The 26,043-nt window shown below is 37.9% G+C and carries 21 protein-coding genes; 5 read left to right on the top strand and 16 right to left on the bottom strand.

All coding sequences use genetic code 11. From position 1 onward, the window contains the following. Positions 1–6: 6 nt before the first annotated feature. The 4 genes from XYLOR_RS11440 to XYLOR_RS11425 all read right to left on the bottom strand — a co-directional run bounded on the left by XYLOR_RS11440 (position 7) and on the right by XYLOR_RS11425 (position 6,281). On the bottom strand, positions 7–1,032 hold the full coding sequence (locus XYLOR_RS11440; RefSeq protein WP_036879658.1) for a DUF4271 domain-containing protein: 1,026 nt from the start codon (positions 1,030–1,032) through the stop codon (positions 7–9). A 2-nt stretch (positions 1,033–1,034) separates the two neighbouring features. Next, positions 1,035–2,291, bottom strand: a complete 1,257-nt coding sequence (gene metK, locus XYLOR_RS11435; RefSeq protein WP_036879656.1) for a methionine adenosyltransferase — start codon at positions 2,289–2,291, stop codon at positions 1,035–1,037. A gap of 149 nt (positions 2,292–2,440) precedes the next feature. Beyond that, positions 2,441–5,257, bottom strand: a complete 2,817-nt coding sequence (locus XYLOR_RS11430; protein ID WP_036879653.1) for a M16 family metallopeptidase — start codon at positions 5,255–5,257, stop codon at positions 2,441–2,443. A 100-nt stretch (positions 5,258–5,357) separates the two neighbouring features. Beyond that, positions 5,358–6,281, bottom strand: a complete 924-nt coding sequence (locus tag XYLOR_RS11425) for a site-specific tyrosine recombinase (RefSeq protein WP_036879649.1) — start codon at positions 6,279–6,281, stop codon at positions 5,358–5,360. A 46-nt stretch (positions 6,282–6,327) separates the two neighbouring features. Here XYLOR_RS11425 and aroQ point away from each other — a divergent pair, with 46 nt between their 5' ends. From aroQ to XYLOR_RS11405, 4 genes are all read left to right on the top strand, one after another. Then, positions 6,328–6,753, top strand: coding sequence for a type II 3-dehydroquinate dehydratase (gene aroQ / locus XYLOR_RS11420; protein WP_036879647.1), 426 nt, complete (start codon positions 6,328–6,330; stop codon positions 6,751–6,753). Continuing rightward, entirely contained in the window at positions 6,753–7,391 is a 639-nt protein-coding gene (locus XYLOR_RS11415) for an O-methyltransferase (protein ID WP_036879646.1), read from the top strand. The genes aroQ and XYLOR_RS11415 overlap by 1 nt, the downstream gene beginning before the upstream one ends. 1,021 nt (positions 7,392–8,412) lie before the next feature. Further along, on the top strand, positions 8,413–8,757 hold the full coding sequence (gene rbfA, locus XYLOR_RS11410) for a 30S ribosome-binding factor RbfA (protein ID WP_036879643.1): 345 nt from the start codon (positions 8,413–8,415) through the stop codon (positions 8,755–8,757). An 11-nt stretch (positions 8,758–8,768) separates the two neighbouring features. Beyond that, positions 8,769–10,004 (top strand): FtsX-like permease family protein, encoded by a 1,236-nt coding sequence (locus tag XYLOR_RS11405; RefSeq protein ID WP_036879639.1) that lies wholly within the window; start codon positions 8,769–8,771, stop codon positions 10,002–10,004. Here XYLOR_RS11405 and murI read toward each other — a convergent pair. From murI to pckA, 9 genes are all read right to left on the bottom strand, one after another. Then, the gene (gene murI, locus XYLOR_RS11400; RefSeq protein ID WP_036879635.1) at positions 9,991–10,827 is read right to left on the bottom strand and encodes a glutamate racemase; all 837 of its coding nucleotides are present in this window, start codon (positions 10,825–10,827) and stop codon (positions 9,991–9,993) included. The genes XYLOR_RS11405 and murI overlap by 14 nt on opposite strands. Then, positions 10,824–11,327: an OmpH family outer membrane protein gene (locus XYLOR_RS11395; protein ID WP_036879633.1), complete on the bottom strand. Its 504-nt coding sequence runs from the start codon at positions 11,325–11,327 to the stop codon at positions 10,824–10,826. Before XYLOR_RS11395 ends, murI begins: the two co-directional genes overlap by 4 nt. A gap of 136 nt (positions 11,328–11,463) precedes the next feature. Then, positions 11,464–11,967, bottom strand: coding sequence for an OmpH/Skp family outer membrane protein (locus tag XYLOR_RS11390; protein ID WP_036879631.1), 504 nt, complete (start codon positions 11,965–11,967; stop codon positions 11,464–11,466). Positions 11,968–12,014: 47 nt separating this feature from the next. Next, complete coding sequence (locus XYLOR_RS11385; protein ID WP_036879628.1) at positions 12,015–12,533, bottom strand: OmpH/Skp family outer membrane protein; 519 nt, start codon at positions 12,531–12,533, stop codon at positions 12,015–12,017. 30 nt (positions 12,534–12,563) lie between these two features. Further along, positions 12,564–15,188 carry a BamA/OMP85 family outer membrane protein gene (locus tag XYLOR_RS11380; protein ID WP_036879626.1) on the bottom strand — a complete coding sequence of 875 codons (2,625 nt, stop codon included), beginning with the start codon at positions 15,186–15,188 and terminating at the stop codon, positions 12,564–12,566. Positions 15,189–15,219: 31 nt separating this feature from the next. Continuing rightward, positions 15,220–15,960: an isoprenyl transferase gene (locus tag XYLOR_RS11375; RefSeq protein ID WP_036879622.1), complete on the bottom strand. Its 741-nt coding sequence runs from the start codon at positions 15,958–15,960 to the stop codon at positions 15,220–15,222. Beyond that, on the bottom strand, positions 15,953–16,642 hold the full coding sequence (porG, locus tag XYLOR_RS11370; protein WP_036879619.1) for a type IX secretion system protein PorG: 690 nt from the start codon (positions 16,640–16,642) through the stop codon (positions 15,953–15,955). Before porG ends, XYLOR_RS11375 begins: the two co-directional genes overlap by 8 nt. 31 nt (positions 16,643–16,673) lie before the next feature. After that, on the bottom strand, positions 16,674–18,089 hold the full coding sequence (gene bamI / locus XYLOR_RS11365; RefSeq protein WP_036879618.1) for a BamI family beta-barrel-assembly machinery protein: 1,416 nt from the start codon (positions 18,087–18,089) through the stop codon (positions 16,674–16,676). Between the two features lie 519 nt (positions 18,090–18,608). Then, positions 18,609–20,222 carry a phosphoenolpyruvate carboxykinase (ATP) gene (gene pckA, locus XYLOR_RS11360; RefSeq protein ID WP_036879614.1) on the bottom strand — a complete coding sequence of 538 codons (1,614 nt, stop codon included), beginning with the start codon at positions 20,220–20,222 and terminating at the stop codon, positions 18,609–18,611. Positions 20,223–20,464: 242 nt separating this feature from the next. Between pckA and upp the strand changes: the two genes are divergently transcribed. Further along, positions 20,465–21,124 (top strand): uracil phosphoribosyltransferase, encoded by a 660-nt coding sequence (gene upp / locus XYLOR_RS11350; protein ID WP_036879608.1) that lies wholly within the window; start codon positions 20,465–20,467, stop codon positions 21,122–21,124. 76 nt (positions 21,125–21,200) lie between these two features. Here upp and XYLOR_RS11345 read toward each other — a convergent pair whose 3' ends face one another. The 3 genes from XYLOR_RS11345 to XYLOR_RS11335 all read right to left on the bottom strand — a co-directional run bounded on the left by XYLOR_RS11345 (position 21,201) and on the right by XYLOR_RS11335 (position 26,018). Then, positions 21,201–22,208 carry a 2-oxoacid:ferredoxin oxidoreductase subunit beta gene (locus XYLOR_RS11345; RefSeq protein ID WP_036879605.1) on the bottom strand — a complete coding sequence of 336 codons (1,008 nt, stop codon included), beginning with the start codon at positions 22,206–22,208 and terminating at the stop codon, positions 21,201–21,203. A 22-nt stretch (positions 22,209–22,230) separates the two neighbouring features. Continuing rightward, positions 22,231–24,078 (bottom strand): 2-oxoacid:acceptor oxidoreductase subunit alpha, encoded by a 1,848-nt coding sequence (locus XYLOR_RS11340; protein WP_036879602.1) that lies wholly within the window; start codon positions 24,076–24,078, stop codon positions 22,231–22,233. Between the two features lie 278 nt (positions 24,079–24,356). Beyond that, positions 24,357–26,018, bottom strand: a complete 1,662-nt coding sequence (locus tag XYLOR_RS11335; RefSeq protein WP_036879599.1) for a nucleoside kinase — start codon at positions 26,016–26,018, stop codon at positions 24,357–24,359. Positions 26,019–26,043 lie beyond the last annotated feature (25 nt).

Here is a 26,043-nt window from a genome sequence, read left to right as displayed (position 1 = left end):
GGTGTCCTAAAAATTTATTTTCAAATAATTGCCTGTCATAACCAATGATACCAATAGGGCTATCAGAGGTGTTATTTCGAGGGCACAAAAGTACAAAATTATTTGCAAAAAAGCGCCAATTTTTCTAAAAAATATACTATAACACTTATAAAAAGACAACAATTTAACGAATATAACGACAATAGCGAAGTAAATGAGGGTATTTTTAATAGACAAATCAAAATAAGCATGTAACATAACAAATGGGAATAAAGCCACTCCTTCTGCTGATGTTAAAAAGATTTGAGCTTTTAGCCATTGTACATTTTTTTTATTATCAAAGAATACATTATTTACTAATGTGTAGAGTATTGTCTTTACCAAAAAATATGACGCTATTATTCCAAAATATATTGCTATTAGCTGATATTGTGATGACAACACGAATGTATCTGCGATGTATATCGTAGTATAAAAAAAGTATAACAATGCAAGTAAAAGACATGTCTGTAACACCAAGAAAAATTGGAATCTCAATTCTGCAGACGTTTCACTTACCTCGGTAGTACCGCTACGCTTTGTGTAAAAAAATTCTTTCGCTTGCCGAAAGAGGAAAGAACGTGACTGTGAGAATGCAATAAGAGCCAATATAAAACATCCCAAAAGCATTCCTGTAACAAAATTATCACCATGTATACTATATGGCACAGGATCACCTGCAACCCCATAGCGGCCTCCACTTAGTTCGGGATGAAATAATGAATCTCTAGAGAAAAAGCTTTCCTTATAATATTTTGGCAATGTTACATCATTCAGACCTTTCCCCGCATCCTGTCCAGGAAGGTGTAATGTATCTGGCCTACTGCTATAATGTACTTCTTTAGGTTGAAATACAGCCTGTATAGCTGAATCCTGCTGAGCAGGCGTAGCATCGGCAGGGAGCTGCCGCAACACCTGATAAGGATGTTGTGGCTTCGATACATGATGTTCTGTCTCTTCAGGTACCGAAATAGTTGATGCATTATTTAAAGAATCTGACTGTTGAAACAGCATGATTACAATCCAAATTCCTTTCTTATCATATCTACGCTATCAAGTTTTTCCCATGTAAACAATTCTACTTCAATTGTTTTTGTTTCATGATAACGACTTGTAAATGTTTTATTTACTACTTCAGGTTTGCGGCCCATATGCCCATAAGATGCAGTCTCACTGAATATAGGTTGACGAAGCTTCAGTTTCTTTTCTATTGCCTTAGGACGCATATCAAACAACTTTGATATTTTATTTGCTATCTCGCTATCGCTTAAAGCTACATGACTGCGACCATAAGTATTAACATATATATTTACAGGGCAGGCTACACCTATTGCATAACTTACCTGTACAAGCATTTCGTCGGCCACTCCGGCTGCGACCATATTCTTAGCGATATACCGTGATGCATATGCAGCAGAACGATCTACTTTGCTTGAATCTTTACCACTAAAGGAACCTCCTCCATGAGCACCTTTTCCTCCATAAGTATCTACAATGATCTTACGTCCTGTAAGGCCTGTATCTCCATGAGGGCCACCTATAACAAATTTACCGGTAGGATTTACGAAATATTTGATGTTGTTATCGAACAGATCAAGAACCTTATTACTGTTTATCTGCTCTTTTACTCTCGGTATAAGAATATTAATAACATCCTCACGTATTTTGGCAAGCATTGTCTCATCCTCATCAAACTCATCATGCTGTGTAGATACAACAATTGTGTCTACTCTCTCAGGAGTACCGTTATCATTATATTCTATCGTTACCTGAGATTTTGAATCAGGACGTAGGTAGGTCATAACGTTTCCTTCTTTTCTTATATCAGCCAGTGTATGCATTATAAGATGTGCCAAATCTAAAGACACTGGCATATAGTTTTCTGTCTCATTGATAGCATATCCAAACATCATACCCTGGTCTCCGGCACCTTGATTTATATCTGTACCATTATCTACGCCACGGTTGATGTCGTCGCTCTGCTCATGTATGGCATTAAGTATACCACAAGAGTCACCGTCGAATTGATATTCCGACTTATTATATCCGATTTTTCTTATCGTATTGCGTGCTACATTCTGTAAGTCAATATAAGTATCGCTGTGTACCTCTCCGGCTATAACGACCTGTCCTGTTGTGACAAGTGTTTCTACAGCTACTCTGGCTTTGTCGTCATAAGCCAAGAACTGATCTAGTATTGCGTCTGATATCTGATCAGCAACCTTATCAGGATGCCCTTCAGATACTGATTCTGATGAAAATAGATATGCCATATTTTTTATATTTATTTTAATCTGCAAAGATAATGCAAGTTGCCCATACTACAAAATAAAAAACGAAGTTTCATATTATTTCATATAAAAAGCAGCCTGTTTCCACGAGATGATGGAACAGGCTGCTTAATGTAATCTAGAAGATAGTATTACTTTTGTGGTAACATTATTACTTCCATTCTATTATTTTCTTTCAAGAAATTTTTCACAAAAATACTTATGCTTTCTGGGGTTTGGGCCTTTATCACATTTTTGTATTCTGTATGGAAATCTAATCCGTATTTTCTGAAATTGTCTATTACACCAAGCCAATAGTTGTTAGTCTTTACCGCATCATCTGCGTTTTTCAGCATAAACTCTTTCACTTTAGAAAGCATAGCCGGATCACATTTACTTGATAATGTAGTGACTTCAGAACGCAGAATAGAAAGGGCTAAATCACTCTTTTCCGGTTTCATTGGGCAACTTGCATAGATAAGTGATTCTGTATAACCATCATCTGAGTGACTTACATTGCCACCGGCACCAACTGAATAAGCAGCACTGGCATCTTCTCTTATTTTCTTGAGATATACCATGTTCAATATCTGGCCTGCAATATCTGCTTTAACACTATTCTCTAGTGTGTATGGCATTTTATCATTCTTCCATATCATAACTGCCTGTGCCTTAGGCATCTCCATCTTGCGATAGAATTTATTTACCACAACTCCGTCTGCGGTATAGTTAACTTTATGTCCCTTAACAATATTCTTCTGAACTGGTAAAGAAGCTATATACTCTTCTAACAAAGGACGAATCGAATCTTCATCGAAGTTACCAATTATAGAGAATGTATATGCACCTGCATTAGTCGTAAGTTGTTTAGCGATGTCCAATATACGATCATAGTTTATGTTCTTAAGATCATCCAATTTCATTGCTTTGAAACGTGGATTATGCATATATCTTGTATCCGTAAGAGAGTCTCCGAAAGCCTTATCAGGATCCAATGCTCTATTTTTGAGGGATATCTCATATCCATTCATAAGATTATTGAATGACTCCTGATCTTTATTGATATGTGTAAAGTATAGATAAACCAGTTGGAACATAGTTTCCATATCTTTAGGCGTCGAGTTGCCATTGATATACTGGTGTTGCGTTGATATGTTCATAGTTGCACCGGCTATCTTTCCGGCTAAAGCTTTGGTCAATTCATTATGAGAGAAATTTCCCAGTCCACTTGCTTCTATCACATCGTCAAACACTCCCAGGTTGTTGAAATCATTTTTTTCATAAAGAGATGAACCGCCAAAGCCTTCTGCTGAAAGTGATACCTGATCTTTCTTAAAGTCAGTTTTCTTAAGTACAACTTTTATTCCATTAGACAATGTAAGTTCTTTATAATCAAATTTTTTGTTTACTGATTCCTTAACGATAGAACCTTTCTTAGGCATTTCTGTTATAAGTGGTTCGTTTTTGACATTATCAACATAAGCTGTAAGTTTTTCAGCTCTTGCCTCTGCGATTGCTTTCTTAAGACCTTCTTCAGTAGGGTATATTTTGCCCTCTTTCTCGTTGTTAAAACTTAACACTATCATATTGGTATCTGATTTTGATACCATTTCTTTCATTGCTGCATTTACTGCTTCCAGAGGAATCATTGGTACAACACTCTTCAATGTAGTATAGTAATAATTAATAGACGGCATAGGTTCTTTACTCAAGAAGTTAGCTTTGTACGAATTATAAAACTCTGAGTTGTAGCGCTTATCACGGTTGCTATACATCTTGTCAAGTCCACTAAGTGTATTAGCCTTTGCACGATCATATTCTGAAGGAGTAAAACCGAATTCAGCAGCTCTGTCAGCCTCTGCCAACATTGATTTAAGAGAGGCTTCAATCTTACCATCTTTAGGTTGGGCATAAATAGTGAATGCATCTTTTGTCTTAGATAACAGATAGTTATCATCTGAGGCCTGAGCCCCTACGAAAGGACTTTCCGGTTTATTGGCATAGTCATTAAAACGTTCGTTAAGCATAGTGATAGCTGTCTGCTTTACATAGTTGGTAAGCAGATAAGCCAAATTACCTTTTACAGAATCTGGTACAGCGTCATGCTTAAACATCAACTGTATGTTATTCTGCTGTTGCTCTTTATCTTTATCTATTACAAATATTGGAGAGTTATTGTCAGGAACAGCTTCATCCACTACCTTAGCAGCATTAGCCTGCAACTTTATACCTCCAAAAAGTTTTTTTATTTCTGCTTCTACGTGATTAACATCCACATCACCTACTACTATTATGCCTTGGTTGTCTGGACGATACCATTTCTCATAATAATCACGAAGGACTTTCGGTTTAAAATTGTCAACAACGCTCATAAGTCCGATAGGCATTCGCAATCCATATTTACTATTAGGATATAGTTTAGGAAGATCACGCTCAAGCATACGTGTTTCAGGACTTGTGCGCATACGCCATTCCTCATGTATTACACCTCTCTCCTTGTCTATTTCTTTTGGATCAAGAGTCAGTCCGTCGGCCCAGTCGCTTAATATAAGCAAACATGAATCAACAGCTGTTTGTCTCGTTGTAGGAACATTAGATATGTTATAGACAGTCTGATCTATTGATGTATATGCATTGAGGTCACCACCAAACTGTACACCAATGCTCTCACAATATCTTATAAGATCATTACCCTTGAAATGTTTAGTACCATTAAAACACATATGTTCCAGGAAATGGGCAAGTCCACGCTGACTTTCATTTTCCTGCAACGAACCCACCTTCTGCGCTATGTAGAAGTCTGCTCGGTGTTCCGGCCAGTTATTATAACGAATATAATAGGTAAGCCCATTAGATAGTTTTCCTACGCGGACAGCCGAATCTGCTGGCACATTAGGTAGGGTCATCTGTGCCATTACCGTTTCTGCGGTAAGCACTAGAATGAGAAGGAGTAAATTTTTAAGTTTCATTTATTTGTGTGTATTTTGAAAATATTTTCGCAAAGATAATACTTTTAAGGTAATTAACGTTTCATTTTTTGATAAAAAAGTGAATATTAATAACAATAAGCTACCTAATAGATGATTTTATATTACGAGGATGATGATTTAAGATCTCTTCTCTTAACTTTGTGGTATCTATATGTGTATATATTTCTGTTGTTCCTATGCTTTCATGTCCAAGCATAGCTTGTATGGCACGAAGGTCAGCTCCACCTTCAAGAAGCACTGTCGCAAAAGAATGCCTTAGGGTATGCGGACTTATTGTCTTCTTAATGCCTGCCATAGCAGCTTGTTTTTTTATCATTATCAATATCATGGTACGTGTAAGATGAGAGCCGCGTCTATTCAGGAATACATAATCTTGTTCTCCCGGTTTGATATCCATAAGATTACGGTCAAGAAACCAATAGTCAAGTTCGTCTAGTGCTCTCTGCGATATTGGCACAAGGCGTTCCTTACGGCCCTTACCTGTTATACGTACGAATTTTTCTTCAGCATAAAGGTTGGAAAGTTTAAAGTTGGTAAGTTCGCTTACACGAAGTCCACAACTAAAAAGGACTTCTATAATAGCTTTATTACGATGCCCTAACGGATCAGAAAGGTCTATACATGCTTCCATTCTGTCCACCTCTTCGGTAGATAGTACTTCCGGAAGATGTTCTCCTATTTGTGGAGACTCCAACAACTCTGTCGGATCGTCTTTTAAATATCCATCTAATACCAGAAATTTATAAAATGAGCGTACTCCACTGAGTATCCTGCACTGAGATCGCGGATGGATACCGATATCATGCAGTCCGGCGGCAAAATGTCTGAGGTCTTCCAACTTTACATCAAGTGGATCAAGACCTTCTCCATGCAGATAATCTGATAATTTCTGCAAGTCACACAGATATGCGTCAAGGGTATTAGGCGAATAATTACGTTGTAATTTCAGATACCGTCGGTAGTCTCTTACCACATTAGTTACGCTTTTCTTGTCACTTTCCATTTATTTTATTAATTTTGCCAACAAATATAATAAATTATTCTGGAATATGAAAATACTTATCGTTAACGGACCGAATTTAAATTTACTTGGTGTACGCGAACCTGGAATATATGGTAGTAACTCTTTTGAGACATATCTGCCTGAGCTCCGCAAGAAGTATCAGGATATTACTATAGAATATTATCAGAGCAACATAGAGGGTGAGCTGATCAATAAGATGCAGGAGGTTGGTTTCAGTTACGACGGCATTGTATTGAATGCAGGAGCATATACGCATACCAGCATAGCTCTGCAAGACTGTATCCGAAGTCTGAAATGTCCTGTGGTAGAGGTGCATATCTCTAATGTACACAGCCGTGAAGAGTTCCGCCATAAGTCGATGATTTCATCTGCCTGCCTTGGTGTGATATGTGGTTTCGGACTTGATTCGTATCGTCTGGCTATTGAAGGTATAATATCTAACATTGGATAATGACCGAATCAGAACAGCTAGACAAGTACATTCTTAAGCACATAGACCCGGAAGGGGACTATCTGTATAGATTATATCGCGCAACCAATATTCATCTTTTGCGTGGCAGGATGGCAAGCGGTCATCTTCAGGGGCGCCTGCTAAAAATGCTTGTTGAAATGATACGCCCTAAGAATATTCTAGAGGTGGGCACTTTCAGCGGATACAGTGCTATATGCATGGCAGAAGGCCTGGAAGATGAAGGCAAAGTTTATACTTTCGAGATTAACGATGAACAGGAAGATTTTACCCGTCCATGGATTGAGGGTTCACCAGTAGCTGATAAGATAAATTTTATTATAGGTGATGCAATAACCGAAGCGCCGAAACTAGGCATAACATTTGATATGGCTTTCATAGACGGCGACAAGCGTACATACCTTGCAACATATGAGATGGCCCTAAGGATAATAAGGAAAGGTGGTTTCTTGCTTGCCGACAACACATTATGGGACGGTCATGTATTGGAAGTACCAAAAAGTAGCGATGGACAGACTAAAGGGATTGAAGATTTCAATGACTACGTAGCCCGCGATAATCGTGTAGAAAGAGTTATACTGCCTCTACGCGATGGACTTACACTCATCAGAAAGAAGTAATCTTTTTATACTATTTGCTCTACTTAATGTTATTTCTACATAAGATTATTTTTATTCTGAATACTTTTTTATTTTCACCTCCCTGAGGTGTTTTCTTTGCAACTCATTTATTATTAGTATTTTATATCCGGGGATGTGAAATTTTCACCTCCCCGTTATACTTCTAGCAGTTAATTTAAATTGAATTGCATACCAACTTAACTTGAATTGGTAACCAATCTAAATTGAATTGGCATGTAACTCAAGTTAAGTTAGTAGTATATAACTATCGCTTCATGGCACTATATAATGTCTTTCTTTCACATTTTATACGTTTATTGTCAGAAATAAATATATGCTTCTCCATATTATATAGTTTGATTATATTATTACAATACTTTCAGGGCACACTTTTATTGACTCCATTGAATTTGTAATAAAGATAGTAACATTTATCACTATCTATTTTTGGTACAAAAAGAGAATATTTGCACCACAAAGAGATGTAAAATGGCAAAAGATGACTGAAAAAAGCGGAATACGGGGAGGTAAAATTTTCACCTCCCCGCATTTAAACATTTAGAAATCAATAACTTATAGCATTTCATACCAGTGGAAGTGAAAATTCACTTTTATTTTTTTTTGTAAAGTATAATATTGAATTAAGAAAAACACAAATACTTGCATTTGATAATGATAGATTCGCTCTATATTTGTATCGGCCAATATAGCAGAGAGGCTGTCTAATGAGTCGTCCTTTAACTTTATCTTTTGAATGTTGAGGTTGTAGTATAAGATAGGATATCCGAACAGCATGCAACTTATATACATGATAGTAGATTGCTTGTGAAGAACACTATTATACTGTAAGTATTACGATGAGTTTGTGATATTAAATCCTTTATTATAAATTATATTGAGCTCACGTCAATTATACCAAGAACCTAAACCTCAACATGTTCTTTTTAACAACAAAAACAGTCCTTTCTTTGCTGAATTAAAAAAATAGATGTATTTTTGCATTAAATAAAAGAAATACATTATGCAAGAAACAAGACAAAACAAAATATCAAGACTGCTGCAAAAAGAATTGAGCGTCATATTCCAGTCACAAACTCGTATGATGCACGGTGTGATGGTTTCAGTTACACGCGTCCGCATCAGTCCTGACCTGAGTATATGCACTGCTTATTTAAGTATTTTCCCATCCGAAAAAAGTGATGAAATTCTTAAGAATGTCACTGCCAATGAGAAGACAATACGTTATGAACTCGGCACTCGCGTTCGCCATCAACTACGCATAATACCAGAACTAAGATTCTTCGTCGACGACTCTCTTGATTATATAGAACATATAGATAGTCTGCTTAAAGAAGACGAAAAATAAGAAGGCAAATAATGAATTTCCCGTTTTACATTGCACGACGTTATCTGTTCTCAAGAAAGAGCACTCATGTTATCAATATCATCAGCGGCATATCTGTCGTAGGTGTAGCTGTTGCCACTATGGCACTAGTTGTTACTTTAAGTGTGTTCAATGGTTTTGAAGACCTTGTTGCATCATTCTTTACAAGTTTCGACCCGCAACTGAAAGTAATGCCTGTGCAAGGTAAGAGTGCTCCATCTGATGATCCCATACTTACAAAGATTCGCCATCTACCGGATGTTGATGTGGCAACTGAGAGTGTAGAAGATCAAGCTTTGGCTGTATACGGAGACAGACAGGCTATGGTAACAATAAAAGGTGTAGATGATAATTTCTCGGATCTTACTCATATCAATGACATTCTGTATGGTGACGGAAGATTTGAGTTGCATGCAGCCGACCTCAATTATGGTGTACTAGGTATACGCTTGGCCGAAGATTTAGGTACAGGCGCACAATTTAAGGATGCGCTTAAGATATATGCTCCTAAGCGTGATGGACAACTCGATCTGTCAAACCCAACAGATGGATTCGTTGAGGATGAATTGTATTCTCCGGGGGTACTATTCACAGTAAAACAAGCAAAATATGATAAGAATTATATCATAACCCCTATAGCTTTCGCCCGTAACCTATTTGGACAGCAGGGAATGCTTACATCGCTTGAGTTGAGACTTAAACCCGGCTCTGACTTTGATGCAGTGAAAAGTGAAATGCAGCAGATTGCCGGCAAAAAATACAGTGTACTTGATCGTTATGAGCAACAGGAAGACACTTTCAAGATAATGAAGATAGAGAAATTTATAGCATATATATTTCTCACATTCATTTTAATGGTGGCATGCTTTAATATTATAGGAAGTCTATCAATGCTCATCATCGATAAAAAGGATGATGTTGTAACACTAAGAAATCTAGGTGCTACAGACCATCAGATAATAAGAGTATTCTTGTTTGAGGGCAGAATGATATCTACAATAGGAGCTATAATAGGCATAGGCATAGGATTATTGCTTTGTTGGCTACAACAGACTTATGGACTTGTGTCACTTGGAGAATCAAGTGGAAGTTTCGTTGTTGATGCATATCCGGTAAGCGTTCACCCGATAGATATCCTTGTAATATTCGGTACAGTCGTAATTGTAGGATATATATCTGTATGGTATCCTGTAAGATACCTAAGCAAGAGGTTGCTTAGTCAAGATTGACTTTATCAACCTCAATGCTTTTGTGTAGGAATACTTGTGCAGATTCCTTAAATTTCTCGGGACTTTCTGTAGTAAGATAACGGCATGTTCCGGCTTTAGTGCATTTTTCCTCCATTGCAGGATGACGCATGAAATAATCTTTCAGACTATTTGCCACGTATTCTCCTTGAGTTATTACCTGTACACATTTTGGAACGTACTTGATGATCTTGTTAAGTAACAGAGGATAATGAGTACATCCTAATATTATAGCGTCTATTTCAGGATCTTTCCTCATCAGATTATTAATGCGCTTCTCAACAAAATAATCCGCTCCCGGACTATCAAATTCATAGTTTTCTACCAAAGGAACCCACATAGGACAAGCTTCACCTGTAACCTTTACGTCCGGATAGAACTTATTTATCTCAAGAGGATAACTATTGCTCTTTATAGTACCCGGTGTCGCTACAATACCAACATGGCGACTATTTGTTATCTTACCGATACACTCAGCCGTAGGACGTATTATTCCAAGCACGCGACGATCCTGATCTATCTTAGGCAAATCATTCTGCTGGATAGTTCGCAAAGCCTTTGCAGATGCGGTGTTGCAACCCAAGATAACAAGATGACAGCCCATCTCGAAAAGCTTCATTACGGCCTCGCGGGTAAATTGATAGACAATATCAAAAGACCTTGTACCATACGGTGCACGGGCATTATCACCTAAATATAGATAATCATATTGAGGAAGAATCTGACGCATTTGATGTAGTATTGTCAGTCCTCCATAGCCAGAATCGAAAACACCTATTGGCCCTGGTTCTTGAGATAATTTCATTTTAACCTGTCTTTTACAATTGTACTGATATCTTCTCCTAATGTAGTATCTATATAAGGACAAGAGTTGTTGTCTGTATTGATTATAAAAGCGTAACCACGCTCTTTCCCAATTGCCTGCAAGATAGTATTCAGTTGGTCTTGAAGTGGCGCATATGCGTCATTTTCTGCTTGTTCAAGCAATCGTTTTGACTCTTCTTTGAAAGCTATATTCTTATCCATGAGTTCCTGCAGTTCTGCCTGACGCTTCTGTAGAATTGTCGGTGGAAAATCTTTCTGCCCATCAAGGAAATCTTCATATTTCTTATTAAACTCATCAGTGGCACGCTTGGTCTCAGCTTCGTATTTAGTCTTGAGATCACTGATATTCTTCATCGCTATAGAATAGCCTGGCATCGACTTAAAGGCCGCATCATAACTCAAGAAGCCAAACTTAAGAGTCTGTGCAGCAGCCATTAAAGGAAGTAATAATATTAATATAGATAGAATTGTTTTTTTCATTATCGATACTATATAATTTATTTGAGTATTCTTATTTAAAGACTAAAAGAGCATGTCATCAATAAAATAGTTTACGGATGACATACTCTGATATTTTATTAGAGTTTTACTCCTAAAGGAGCATAAATGCTAAATTCTACTTAATACCAAGTTTTACCTTAACTTCAGCTGTAACATCTTTGCTCAATGTTGTGCTTATGAATGGTAGAGAACCTGACTGCATGATGTACACATATCCACCTGTCTGACCAACAGCTTTGATAGCGTCAAGCATCTTTGCCTGTACGGGAGCCATCTTCTCCTGCTGAGCCTTTTGGAATGCCTGTGCATCGTCCTGCTGAGCCTGCTGGTATTTCTGATACAACTGCTGAACATCTTCAGTATGTCTTTTCTTTATATTCTCAGGCATCTTAGGATCTGCCTGTTCAGCTTTCTGATATTCGTCACCCTTTTTTGTTATCTCATCTTCCATAGACTTTAGTTCGTCTGTGTACTGCTTCTGAAGAGCCTGAAGATCAGATGTTGCCTTTGCATACTCAGGCATAGCTTTCATGACTGACTCAAGATCTACGTGTCCAAATTTCTGAGCAAACATTGTCAGAGGTGCGAACATAAAAAACATTAAAACTAACTTTTTCATTTTTGCGTTTAATATTAAATTGATTATTAATTATTCTTATTATTGTGTTATTGTCCTGTGTAACCCAACTTAGATAATACTTCGTTGCTAATATCGATTTTGGGTGAACCAAAAATAATACCGCTGTTAGAGGCTCTATCCAGTACAAGTGAATAACCTCTGAAATCTGAAATCTCTTTTACGGCATTGTATATTTCATCTTGTATAGGTGCCATCAGACTCTCTCGTTTCTTAAATAGTTCTCCCTCGGGGCCAAAGTATTTTTTCTTTAGTTCACTGGCTTCTTTTTCCTTGGCTACAATAGCATCCTGTCTTTTTTGTTTCTGTTCTTGCGACAGGAAGACCACCTCGTTCTGATAGTTCTTATATAGCGTCTGTGACTGTGCATTTATAGCATCCACTTCTGCCTGCCATTTTTTAGACACCTGATTTAATTGTTCGTTAGCCCTTTCATATGATGGAATATTCTTTAGTATATAGTCCATGTCTATAAGAGCTATTTTCTGAGCACTTGCTGCAATAGCCATAAATGCGAACAAACAAACAAACAATAATTTCTTTTTCATTTTTAATCTCCTCTCTAATAATTAACTCAATTAGAATTCCTGACCTAAGATGAAGTGGAACTGGCTGCCACCTTTTGTGCCATACACTTTGTCGAAACCGTAAGCCCAGTCAATACCCATAAGTCCAACCATAGGCAGATACAAACGAACACCAATACCGGCAGAACGTTTCATATCGAATGGGTTAAACTTACTTGTCTCATGCCATGCATTTCCTCCTTCCAAGAACGTCAAGCCATAAATAGTGGTGTTACCCAACATAAATGGATATCGAAGTTCCATCGTGAAACGATCGTATGCATATCCTTCTTGATAATAAGGTGTAAGAGAACCGTTCTCATATCCACGTAAACCAATTGTTTCTTCGGCATAACCGCTTGAGTATCCACTCATACCATCACCACCAACATAGAATGTTTCAAAAGGTGATTTCTTATATTTGTTATACGATCCTAATAGTCCTAATTCCACACGTGTCATCAATACGAAACACTTATCTCCTCCGGTCAGAGCTGTATATGTTTTAGCACGGAATTTCCATTTGTGGTATTCAATCCATCTGTATTTATCTTGGAGTTCATCCTTATATGTAACAGAACTTGGATTAGTAGCCAAATGAGCATAATCTTTTCCATCCCACAATGACCAAGGAGGTGTGATCGTAACTGATGCAGAGAACTCAGAACCACGACGTGGGAACAACTGGTTATCTGTAGATACACGAGATAATGTAAAGTTCAAGTTCAAGTTATTACTATTGCCATCTGTAATAAGGAAGTACTGCCAGTTTTTAAGCATATATCTCTGATAAGCCAACTGTACAGACAACTGGAAGTAATCATCAGGCCAGCGTAAACGCTTTCCCCATCCTACTGACAATCCCAAAAGTTTTACATATTTATCAGGATCAAGATAATTCTCATAATTATATCCATAGTTACTACTTGTACCGTATCCTGAATAATAATTATAATAGTTATTCATATAACTACTGTTGTAATAGTTACTTGATACGTCTGTCTGCTTTGAATAGTATGCACCTATGTTAAATGCATTTGGCCTCTTTCCACCGAACCATGGAGATGAATAGTTTACGCTATATGACTGATAATAAGAACCATTGGTCTGTGCACTTAATGCTAACTGCTCTCCATCTCCTATAGGCATTATACCTCTATGTTCTTTATTCTTATTAAATAAGTTTGACATCGAGAAGTTGTTCAATTTCAAACTTATACGTCCAATAACACCAGTCTGTCCCCATCCCAATGAGAACTCTACCTGGTCGTTTGATTTAGATGTCAAATTATAGTTTACGTCTACCGTTCCATCTTCATAATTAGGTTTAACATCCGGAGTACATTTTTCAGGATCAAAATGCCCCATTGATGCTATTTCACGAACAGAACGTTCGAGTGCATCTTTAGAGAACAAATCGCCTGGTTTGGTACGCAACTCTCTACGTACGACATTTTCATACAGTCGGTCATTACCATTTATACGTACACGGTTAATATGAGCTTGCTGACCTTCGTATATACGCATTTCCAAATCTACAGAATCGGCAACGATATTAACCTCAGTCGGCTGAAGATTATAAAATACATAACCACTATTATAATAGAGATTTCCTACGGCATCTTCATCGCTCGTAAGACGTTTGTTCATGAAAGTCTGGTTGTAGACATCTCCCTTTTTCATTCTAAGTATAGAATTCAATACATCAGTAGAATATACCGTGTTACCTACCCAGGTGATGTTACGAACATAATATTTTTTACCTTCGTTTATCTTAATATATATATTGACATGCTTTTCATCATAATTCCATACACTGTCTTTCACAATGTACATATCACGGTATCCAAGTTCGTCATATTTCTCTATAAGTTTTTCCTTATCCTTCTTATATCTCTCATCTGTAAATTTCTTAGACTTCAGGAAAGAACCGATTGTGCCGGCTTCATGCGTCTTTGAAAATACGCCCTTGCCAAACAATTTGCCCTTTATCTTTGATGATTTTAGATTATTGTTACCCTCAAGCATGATTTTGTGCACTTTCATCTTATCCTTCTTATCTATATCGACATCAAGGATTACCTGATTTTTGTTAGCCACATCCTCACGCTGAGTGATATTTATTTCAGCATTTTTATATCCTTTGTCATCAAAATATTTCTTGGCAAGAATCTTTGCACGGTCTATCATATTAGGAGTAATCTGGCTGCCCTTTATTATTCCGAGCTTTGCCTCCATATCTTCACGTTCCGATTTTTTAAGTCCAATATAATTAATATTGCTTACACGTGGACGCATTCCCAGATGAAAACGCAAATAGATCTTATTACCTACTATAGAATCTGCAGTAACGATTACTTTTGAGAATAATCCATGATGCCAATAGCGCTTAACTGCCTCTGTAATATCCGTTCCTGGAACAGATATCTCCTGACCAAGAGACAATCCTGACAAACCTGTGAGGACATAGTCTTCATAACCTTCGATACCATCTACAGCGATACCTCCGATGATACAAGTACGCGGGGTTCCACTATATGAAATATCAGGATTAATTATTTTATCCTGCGCTTCCATAATCTGGCTGAAGCCAAACGCAATTACCAATAGGATTATTACCTTTCTTATTTTATTCATCTTATATGGTTTTCTATCTTTCTAATTAGTCTTATTTTTGTGTGTCTTCAACTTGTTTTTCTGTCTTACCAAACCTGCGTTGACGACTTTGATAACTTGCAATAGCTTTGGATAATGCTTCTTCATCAAAATCTGGCCAATAAGTATCGCAGAAATATAATTCAGAATAAGCTATCTGCCATAAAAGGTAGTTTGATATTCTTACCTCTCCACCTGTTCTTATAAGCAAGTCAGGATCGGGCATAAAATTAGTTTCCAAATGACCTGATATCTTTTCCTCGTCAATATCATTTACATCAATCTTGCCTTCTTTAACTTCCTCAGCAATATCTTTCAATGCTTTTGTTATTTCCCATTTAGATGAATAGCTTAATGCTACCACCATCGTCATGGTTTTATTTTTTGATGTGTGCTCCTCTGTTTCCTTCAGTTTGGCATAGACATCTTTTGGTAAACGGTTTACATCACCAATAACTCGGAAACGAACATCGTTTTTCATAAATATTTCATCTTCCAGAGACGACAATACCAAACCCATCAGGGCAGATACTTCATCTACAGGACGGTTCCAATTCTCTGTAGAGAATGTGTAAAGTGTAAGATACTTTACGCCCAATCTAGTGCATTCTGATGTAATACGTCTTACTGAATCTACGCCAGCCTGATGTCCATAGCTGCGTGGTTTCCCTCTTTCAGCTGCCCAACGTCCATTGCCATCCATTATTATGGCTATGTGTTGAGGTATATTGTTCATGTCTATTCTATCAGTCATCATTATTATTACAAGTTTTGCATTTTGGCATTATATCATATGTTAGTGTAAACTGCAAAGCCGAGTAGCAGTCAGTGTTTTTAAAGATTCCAGTACTTTCTATCCCGTATGGATCTTTCACACCATCTAATTTATCACTAAGAGAAAAATGCAGAGCCCATTCCAAACCTATGTTTAATCTATGGCCTACTTTATATTTGACTCCTGCTCCCAAAGGCACATTCATAGTAAAAGCACTACTTCCATCACCAGAAACAGACGTTACTCCTAGTCCCATTGTTATATATGGTGTGAACCTAAGTGCTCCTCTATATTCTCGTCCTGTACCATATGGCAAGAAATTATATTCGTATCTCAGACCTGCGTCCATAAGGCTCTTGCTAAAACTTACAGGGTTTGTATCCATTCCAGGATAACTTGTTCCGGCATTTTGGGAGTTTCCTTTTATCCTCCCATAAGATACATTAAGTCTCAAGGCCATCCTTGGGTTAAGAACTCTTCTGGCTATAACCGACGCCATTGGCTGCATATTCTTTGTTATATTGCTATTAAAGTCTCCTTCGTAAGCGACAAGTCCTGTTCCACAGCCAATTTCCATCTTATATTCATAATCATCTTCTTGAGCACTTGCCTCTATAAAAGAGGATGCAATTAATATTATAAAGAGGATGATCTTTTTCATAATCCAACTTTAAAGGCCGACACCAAAACTTTTAGTTTACAAACGATGTCTGACCTTTTGTCCAGCCTAATCTGTTAAGTCGACCTTTCCATACTTGTCCTGTGCTTCCACAGAATATCCATATATAGTTGTCGTTATCTTTTAATGCAGTAAACGAAGTATCACTGCAAGTAAATCCTTTAGGGAAATAATAGTGCTTATTGTTTATCCAAGTTATGCCACTATCATAACTTTGATAGAACTGCGAAAACTTTGTTGTCTTCGAATTCTGTCCGTAGCCTCCGAAGGCCAACATTCCATTGTCGTAAGATATCATAACCAGTGATGTAAGGTCAGGAAGATAGTTCTTAACATTATCCTCACTCTTTTCTACCGTTTCCCAAGAACCTGCAGCACTTCCTTTCGAATATTCTACGAGTTTTGTCCATACTGTAGCTGTTATATCTCCTGCAGAAGTGGCACGATTACCCACAACAAGTACTCTGTCTGTTGAATCGTTTGACGACAAATTATATGTAGTATAATTGATGTCATTTATCGGAAGTAACGCTGCATCATTACCCAACTTATCATCGGACCATGTTGCACCGTTATCTTTTGATACTGATATCGTGTTATTATTGTTCAATGCATATAATTCTGTTGTACTACAACCAACCAACTGTTTCAAACTTGAATTGGTATTTACAGAAGTCCATTCATTCATGTTTGTAGATTTAAGGACTTCTCCATCACTAATTATGTAAGCACTTCCACCATTTATTATAATGCTTTTGTATGAATCCGAAGAAAGGGATCTATTAAATTGAACTTGGTTCCATGTCTTTCCATCGCTTGCAGAAGATGCATAAGCAACTGTACTTGTACCGGTTGAACCAAATACATACAAATTGCTATTATATTCAACAGCCTTCATAGCTTTTAAATTTCCAATATTACTATTGTTTACCATGTTTTTCCATACTATCGTATCAGAATCCTGCTGATGAACATTCAGCGTAATTTTGTATTTACGATAACTGGAACCATTACTTGCATACACACGAAACTCTCTCGGTGAAGAAAAATTCACTGAATCACTGGTTGAAAAATATAAAAGGGAGTCTCCTTTAAGATTAGAATAAACAACAGTTCCTGCATTCTTGGTATTGACTGTACAAAGAGCCATAGGCTTAGTACCAATAGGTAGAGAATCTGCATTATATATTTGTCCAGCAAACTGATCTATATTAAACAGATAGTTACTTCCTGTCACAGAAGTTGTATAAACGCTATCAGTTCCCTTTGAACTAGTAGTATGCATTGTTCTCGCAAGCGTACCCAGAGAGAATGATGTTATTGCCGTATCACCGTAAGATGTCGTATTCTGGTCATTACTGCCCAAGCACGAAGCAAAAATAAAAACTGCTGACAACAGCGTTAATAGGGATAATATGTTTCTTCTCATCAGTTACTATTTTGATTTTAGCTGCAAATTTACTCACATTTCCTCAAATAGAGCAAATTTTAAGTGCTTTATTATGTAAATTATTAGAAAAAGAACTTATTTTAAGTACAATTTCATGAATTTATAGTTCAATATTAAAGGAATTTACAAAAAAATGAGAACGATGTGATCACTCATACCGTTCTCCTGAAAATTTTCTCAACGTAAGTTGGTGTAAACCAAAGCTATAATGCTTAGTATTGCCGCTAAAGTAACGGCGGCCAACATTACCGTTGTTTCAAAATCTAATAACATAATCTTTACCTTAAATCTATTAACTATTAACCTAATGAATAACTAGTATTCTCACGAACACGATGCAAAGATAATTATAATTGTGCCCGTACACAAAATATTTATGGCTATTTTTGCATATTTAGCGGATTTTATTGATTTATATCAAATAACATAATAAAAAAAATAAGACTCACACCCTTACAGGTGCAAGTCTTATTGATATGTATTATTCTAATTAGCGAATTAGAGTTTTGGACCAGCAGCAACAAGTGCCTTACCAGCTTCATTTCCTTCATATTTAGCGAAGTTCTTGATGAAACGTCCAGCAAGATCCTTAGCTTTAACATCCCATTCAGAAGCATCCTTGTATGTATCACGAGGATCAAGGATTTTTGAATCTACGCCACCCAACTCTGTAGGAACTACGAAGTCGAAGAAAGGAATAGTCTTAGTAGGAGCTTTGTCAATAGAACCGTTCAGGATAGCATCAATGATACCACGTGTATCGCGGATAGAGATACGTTTGCCTGTTCCGTTCCAACCTGTGTTAACCAAGTATGCCTTAGCACCGCTCTTCTCCATGTGTTTAACCAATTCTTCAGCATATTTTGTTGGGTGCAATTCCAAGAATGCCTGACCGAAACAAGCTGAGAATGTAGGAGTTGGCTCTGTGATACCACGCTCTGTACCAGCTAGTTTAGCTGTGAATCCAGAGAGGAAGTAGTACTGTGTCTGATGTTTGTTCAGGATAGATACTGGAGGAAGAACTCCGAAAGCATCAGCTGAAAGGAAGATTACCTGTTTAGCAGCTGGAGCATGAGAAACAGGACGTACTATATTCTTGATATGATAGATAGGATAAGAAACACGAGTATTCTCTGTTACACTCTTATCATCAAAGTCTATTTTGCCATCAGCAGCTACTGTTACGTTCTCAAGAAGAGCGTCACGACGGATAGCTCCGTAGATGTCTGGTTCTGATTCTTTGTCAAGTTTGATAACCTTAGCATAGCAACCACCTTCGAAGTTGAATACACCATTGTCATCCCATCCGTGCTCATCATCACCGATCAACTTACGTTTAGGATCAGTAGACAATGTTGTCTTACCTGTACCAGAAAGACCGAAGAAGATAGCTGTATTCTCACCGTTCATGTCACAGTTTGCAGAGCAGTGCATTGCTGCGATACCCTTCAATGGCAAGAAGTAATTCATCATTGAGAACATACCCTTCTTCATTTCACCACCGTACCATGTATTGATGATTACCTGCTCTTTAGAAGTTACGTTGAATACAACGGCTGTCTCAGAGTTAAGGCCTAATTCTTTATAGTTAGTAACTTTAGCTTTTGATGCATTGTAAACGATAAAGTCTGGCTCCTGTTCGAAATCTGCCTCGTTCTGAGGACGGATGAACATGTTTGTTACAAAATGAGCCTGCCAAGCTACCTCTACGATGAAACGTACTTTCATACGTGTATCGTTGTTAGCTCCACAGAAACCGTCTACTACATAAAGTTTCTTATTAGAAAGCTCTTTCTTAGCTATTTCCTTAACTACATTCCAAGCCTCTTTAGAAGCTGGTTTGTTATCATTTTTATACTCGTCTGATGTCCACCAAACTGTATCGTGAGAAGTTTCATCGTCAACGATGAATTTGTCTTTAGGAGAACGGCCTGTGTATACACCAGTCATTACATTGACTGCGCCTAACTCTGTTTCCTGACCTTTGTCAAAACCTGAAAGACCTTCTTTGGTCTCCTCATTGAACAATACTTCGTAAGAAGGATTGTAGAGAACCTCAGTTGAACCTGTGATTCCGTACTTTGCTAATACTGACTTATCAAACTTTGCCATTTTGTAATGTATTTAGTTGTGAATGTTTACAATTAAGTTACCTTAAATCGACCGCAAAGATACTAAAAATGACTTTAACAGCAAAGTTTAAATCAACAAAAATACTATTCATAAATCTTTTTAGGTTAAAGTATTTAAATTTTATAGACCCATGCTTATATTTGTAATTTGCACTTTGCAAAAATACAAATATTTTTTCTACTTTTGCAGCCAAATAATTATTTGCTAACGCACAACACTTTATGAAAATTATTAATTTAGGCGAAAATAACACCATAATAAATCAATATATGGCTGAAATTCGCGACAAAGATTATCAGCAGAACCGTCTGTTGTTCCGTAATAATATTACCCGTATCGGAGAGTTGGAAGCATACGAGTTGAGTAAAACATTAGATTATACTGAACGTGAAGTACAGACTCCTCTTGGAGTCTCTAAAATTAATGTACCGACCGACAAAATCGTACTGGCCACGATCTTTCGTGCAGGACTTCCTTTCCATGGAGGTTTCTTGAATATATTCGACCATGCCGGCAATGGATTTGTAAGTGCATTCCGCGAATATACTGATGAAGACAAGACTCAGGTTGGTATACATATAGAATATCTGGCCACTCCAGAAATAGAGGATAAGACTCTTATCATCGCCGATCCAATGCTTGCTACCGGTGGTTCTATGGAACTGGGATACAAGGCTTTTCTTTCAAAAGGTACTCCTAAACGTATTCATGTAGCATGTGTGATAGCGACCCCCGAAGGTATAGAGCACATCTCTAGTGTTTTCCCTGAGGATAAGACTACAATTTGGTGTGCAGCCATCGACCCCGGAATGAATGAACATAAATATATTGTACCTGGATTTGGTGATGCCGGAGACCTATGCTACGGCGACAAATTATAAACGACACATCTATATAATATATAAGCCTCGACTTTTAATAGAAGTCGAGGCTTATTCTTTTTCAGTCAGTCAACTTTTATTTTACTTCCCAGGTGTCATTTGTCTCTAGCAGTTCCATAAAGTTATGATAAGGCTTCTTTGCCTTAACTTCCTCTATCTGCTCGTTAACGGCATCATTATATGTTGGAGCCTCAACGTCACGGATTACTCCGAGTGCTACGGGGAAGCCATTTTCATTGTCCATCATAGCCAACTTCAATTGTAATGTGTTGTCAAGACTGTGTGGGTTGTGTACCAGAATATCTTTCATCGTTACACCATTCTCGCCTATCTTAACTACTTTCAGTCCGAAACCTTCCTGAACCAATCCGAATTCATTATTTTCTCCGAACACTAGCGGTTCACCATCCTTTACATAGATAGCATTTTTAGAGCGGCCCTCCTTAGTATATATAGGGTCGAAAGCGCCATTATTGAAAATTACACAGTTTTGTATAATCTCACAGACAGACGCACCCTTATGCTTATAAGCAGCCTGCAGAACATCAACAGTACCTTTTGCATCTGTTGCCACAGCACGTGCAAAGAAATGTCCGCGCGCTCCGAAGCATAATTCAGCCGGGCGGAACGGATCCTCAACAGTGCCGTAAGGAGATGACTTGCTTACAAAACCACGTGGAGATGTAGGAGAATACTGTCCTTTAGTAAGACCATAGATACGATTATTAAGAAGTATCATATTAAGGTCTATATTACGACGCATTGCATGTATAAAGTGATTACCACCGATAGCCAGTCCATCACCGTCACCGCTGATCTGCCAAACTGTAAGTCCAGGATTTACCACCTTAGTACCTGTAGCAATGGCAGCAGCACGTCCATGTACAGTCTGCATGGCATAAGTATTGACGTAATAAGGCAGACGGCTCGAACAACCGATGCCAGATATCACTGCTGTTTCATAAGGTGCAACGCCGAGTTCGGCCATTGCTTTGTGCAGGGATGCCAAGAAGAAATGGTCTCCGCAACCAGGACACCAACGTGGCTGTCCTTTCTTATAATCATTTGCTGTATATTCGCTCATTTTTTCCTTGTCTTTTCGGTTCTTATTTATTGATTATCTCTTCGAAAGCCGCAACTAGTTCTGATACGATGAACGGCTGTCCCTTAACCTGATTAAACTGGTAAGGTACAAAATTGTCCACCTTAGACCGCAGATAAGCGGCAAACTGTCCGAGATTCTGTTCTGCGACAACCACTTTCTTATATTTTTTCAAGACCTCTGTAGTATTCTTTGGCAGTGGGTTGATAAACTTAAACTGTGCTATTGCAGCCTTATGGCCTTTTTTCTGCAATTCTTCCATTGCCGAATACAGATGTCCGTAAGTACTTCCAAACCCTACAATAAGCAGCTCTGCATCATTATCACCTTCCACTTCTACGTCAGGAACTTGTATCTTTGCAATCTTATCAGCACGCAGATGCACCATTTTATCATGGTTTTCAGGTTCTGTAGATATAGCGCCCGTGTCACTGTCTTTCTCTAGTCCGCCAATAATATGGGTATATCCCTCTTGCCCTGGTATAGCCCAATAACGTACCAGAGACTCCGGATCTCTGAGATATGGTGTATAGTTGTCTTTCTGATCTGGTGTTACATAGTGGGGATGTATCTCCGGCAATCCTTCCATTGTAGGAAGTTTCCATGCAGCCGAACCATTAGCTATGAATGCGTCAGTGAGTAATATTACAGGTGTAAGATGCTCCAGCGCTATCTTTGCAGCCGAGTATACAGCATCAAAACAGTCAGTAGGACTTGTTGCTGCTATTACAGGCATTGGAGACTCACCATTACGGCCATACAGAGCCTGTAAAAGGTCTGTCTGTTCACTCTTAGTAGGAAGACCTGTTGACGGGCCTCCGCGCTGCACATTGAGTATTACCAAAGGCAACTCGTCTATTACAGCTAGATTAATTGCTTCTGACTTCAGACAGACACCGGGACCAGATGTAGACGTTGCAGCAAGGGCACCTGCGAAAGCAGCACCTATAGAACTGGCGCAACCTGAAATTTCATCCTCACACTGTACTGTTATTACACCGCAACTCTTATGTTTTGCCAGTTCATGCAGTACATCTGTAGCCGGAGTTATAGGATAAGAGCCTAAGAACAATTTCAGTCCTGCCTTCTCGGCAGCAGCGATAAGTCCATAAGCAGTAGCCTTGTTACCGGTGATGTCCATATAGCGTCCTTTATCCTTAGATGTAGACTCTATTCTATATGTAGCCGGAACAGAAGCATGAACATTATGTCCATAATTATAACCGGCATTTACCACCTTTATATTATTCTCTGCAATAGCAGGTTTCTTAGCGAATTTCTCTTTCAGAAAATTAGCCACAAGATCAAGGTCTCTGTTGAACAACCAGCATACCAGACCAAGTGCAAACATATTACGGCATTTCAGTATAGACTTATTATCCATACCCGTGTCAGCAAGACAAGCCTTTACCATTTTAGTTATAGGGCAAGCCACAACACGATCAGAGTCAATACCCATCTCTTCAAGATAATCCTCACTAGAGAACTGAGCCTTCTCAAGGTCTTTGGCCTCGAAACTATCTGTATCAATAATAATAGTCGCCTGTGGTTTTGAATATTTATACTGAGTTTTAAGCGCTGCAGCATTCATTGCTACCAGTACATCACATTTATCACCCGGAGTATAAACTTTACCCTTGCCGATATGAACCTGAAATCCTGAAACACCTGTCAGTGAGCCCTGCGGGGCGCGGATATCAGCGGGATAATCCGGGAATGTTGAGATACCGTTACCTACGGTAGCAGATACCGTAGAGAAGATGTTTCCGGCTAATTGCATACCATCACCGGAATCACCAGAGAAGCGGACAACAACCTGGTCCAGCTCCTTTACTTCCAATTTTTCTGCCATAACTAAATCTTTTTAATCCTTCTAGTGGATAATTACATACCTTTACGTATTCAGCGTGCAAAGGTCGCAAAGTTTATTGACATAGCAAAATGTTTTTGAATAAAAATAGCGTTATATGCAAACATTTTTTGTATTTTGCTTTTTAATGAATTTTTCTCGAAAAAGCATTCGTAAATTTGCATATTGAAATAAAAAACGGCTTTTTAAATACAAATTGTTACACATGGATTGATATTTTGTTTATATATCAATCCATGTTTTGTATAAATATGCAACACTTAATATTTGAATGAACTACCACCAAGAAATTCACGCAACAGTGATGTAGGTGGCAATTGTCTGTTGGGTACAGGACGTATATAACCCAGAAATTTTTTCAATCTGTATGCCTCAGAATATTCTTCGGCGCTTTCCGGTACAAGTTCAAGCAAAGGTTCAACTTGTGTTTTGAGTACAGCCAATTCGAATATCATAGCCGTATTAAACATCATATCCGCATTTTCCTGATATGGGAATATCCATTTATTTTCTCCAGCCCTTACGCTTGGCCATCTCCTTATTGTTTCTTGTGCAGTAACGCCTCTGTATCTATTGTCGCGGACTATACGCCTAAGCAGGCGGTTATCTGTAGTAGGCACATAGTTGTGTGTATCAAGCAGCACCGTAGTAAGAGCAGAAGCATACACTCTGAATTTTGCATTTTCGGGCACCCCACAAGTAAGGTTGGGGTTTAGTGCATGTATACCCTCAAGTATAAGGATATTATCCTCATTAAGTTTCAGTTTATTTCCACCTTTCTCGCTCTTGCCATTCTGGAAGTTATATTTAGGTAGCTCTACTTCCTTTCCCTCCAGTAGATCATTAAGCTGTTCATTAAACAGAGGTATATTAAGAGCATAAAGACTTTCAAAATCATAATCGCCATCATCATCCTTAGGGGTAAGTTCCCTATCCAGAAAATAGTCGTCTAGCGATACAGATATAGGTTTTTTGCCACAAGCCATCAGTTGTATTGAAAGTCTCTTGCTGAACGTTGTCTTTCCGCTTGATGACGGTCCGGCTATCAACACCACCTTAACATTATGGCTATTGGATATGGCATCTGCCATCTGTGAGATTTTCTTTTCTTGCAAGGCCTCCGACACATTGATAAGCGTAGACGAAAAACCATTCTGTACAGCCTCGTTCACATCACCAATAGTACTTACTTCCATGATATTCTGCCATGCATGATGTTCCTTGAACATCTCAAACATCTTCCCCTGATTAACCAGTTCGCCCAATTTAGATGGATCCGAAATAGAAGGTATGCGAAGTAACAGTCCGTCAAAGTATTTTTCTACTCCGAATAGTTTAAGTTGTGATGTATTTACCAACAAAGATCCGTAAAAATAATCCAGACTTCCATCCAGTTCATAGTAGTTTGTATAAAGAGAGCTAACACTCTTAAGCAACTTCACCTTAGAGTCGAATCCTCTTTCAGAGAATAGTTTTATGGCCTCTTCCGTTGTACATTCCCTTCTTATAAAAGGAATTTTGGCATCGATAAGCTCCTGCATTCTGGTCCGTATCTTGTCTACATCCTCATTAGTTAAAGGTCTTCCTATATTAAGATTACAGTAATAACCATTCGACACCGGGATATCAATAATCACATTACTATTCGGATAAAGATCCTCTACAGCCTTGCAGAGAACAAAGAATAAAGAACGTGTATAAGTTCTTGAACCCGAAGAAGAATGCAGATCCAGGAATTCCACATCTTTATTATGGTAAACCCTGTAATGCAAACCTTCTACCCTGTTGTTAACCTTAGCACTTACAGGTCCGTAAGGCATATCCAGATTAAATTCCCTGAATATGTCAAAAAGAGTACTGCCCATGCTGATATTTTTAATTTTTTTGTTATTTTTGCAACGAATTTGTATTAATTGTTCCATTTTTAGTACAGCTATAGTTATAAAA

It is taken from the genome of Xylanibacter oryzae DSM 17970 (assembly GCF_000585355.1).
GTDB classification, from domain to species: Bacteria; Bacteroidota; Bacteroidia; order Bacteroidales; family Bacteroidaceae; genus Prevotella; species Prevotella oryzae.
The sequence above is the reverse complement of the archived record's forward strand: the minus strand, read 5'-3'. Positions and strand labels throughout refer to the sequence as shown.